2 protein-coding genes are annotated in these 1,021 nt (G+C 78.9%); both read left to right on the top strand.

The annotated features are described in order from the left end of the window. Positions 1-405: response regulator transcription factor (locus tag OJ962_RS34195; RefSeq protein WP_270006959.1), on the top strand; the 405-nt coding region annotated here is incomplete at its 5' end. Beyond that, the gene (locus tag OJ962_RS34200; RefSeq protein WP_202955343.1) at positions 405-953 is read left to right on the top strand and encodes a response regulator transcription factor; all 549 of its coding nucleotides are present in this window, start codon (positions 405-407) and stop codon (positions 951-953) included. The genes OJ962_RS34195 and OJ962_RS34200, both read left to right, overlap by 1 nt. The last annotated feature ends 68 nt before the right edge of the window (positions 954-1,021 follow it).

The raw sequence follows: 1,021 nt of genomic DNA on the forward strand, positions 1-1,021 counted from the left end.
TTGGCGGGGCAGGGCGCCGCGGTCGTGCTGGTCGGCGCGGCCGCGGACCCGTCCGTGCTGGCGGCGGCGCTGCGCGCCGGGGCGCGGGCGGTGACCCACGAGGTGCGGGGCGAGGTGCTGGAGCTCGCGCTGGCGGCCGCGCGCGAGGGCGAGCTGCTGGTCACGCCGGCGTCGACCCTGCGCGCGCTGTTGTCGGGCGACGCCGAGCCGTTCCCGACGCTCACGCCGCGTGAGCGCGACGTGCTCGCGCAGCTGGCGGCGGGCGCCGATCCGCCGCGCATCGCCGGCCGCCTCGGGCTCGCGTCCAAGACGGTCCGGCGCCACGTCCGCGTGCTGCTCGCCAAGCTCGATGTGCCCGACGCCGACAGCGCGGGACGCCTGGCCCGCGCGGCCGGACTCGGATGATGCACCGGGTCCTGGTCCTTGACCCGTACCCGCTCGTCCGCGAAGCGCTCGAACGGATCGTCGCCGAGCACCCGGCGCTGCGCGTCGCCGCCGTGGAGGCCGAGGCCGACGTAACCGTCGTCGGCCTGGCTGACGCCGCCGCGGTGCCGGCGCGGCTCCCGGTGCTCGCGCTGGTCGACGATCCGGGCGAAGCCGCCGCCGAGCGGATGCTGCGCGCCGGGGCGGCGGGCGTCCTGCACCGGGGCGCCGACGCGGCCACGGTCACACGTGCACTGCTCGCCGTCGCGTTGGGCGCGGGCGTCGCGGGGCCCGGCGTCGCGCAGCGGCTGGTGCGTCCGCGCGACCCCGCGTTCGCGACGCTCACCCCGCGCGAGCGCGATGTGCTCGAGCACCTGGCGTCGGGCGCGACCAACGGCCAGATCGCGCTCGCGCTCGGCCTGTCGACGAAGACGGTCCGCAACCACATGTCGAGCGTCTGCACGAAGCTGCGGGTGCTCGACCGCGCGCAGGCGGCGATCGCCGCCCGCGACGCCGGCCTCGGCGCCTAGCCGCGCGGGGTGGCGAGAGGCCGCGCGCATGGCGGCGCCGGCCACGCACGGCGGCGCGCGGCTCGCGG

Origin of the sequence: Solirubrobacter deserti (assembly GCF_027587175.1) — a bacterium.
GTDB lineage: Bacteria > Actinomycetota > Thermoleophilia > Solirubrobacterales > Solirubrobacteraceae > Solirubrobacter > Solirubrobacter deserti.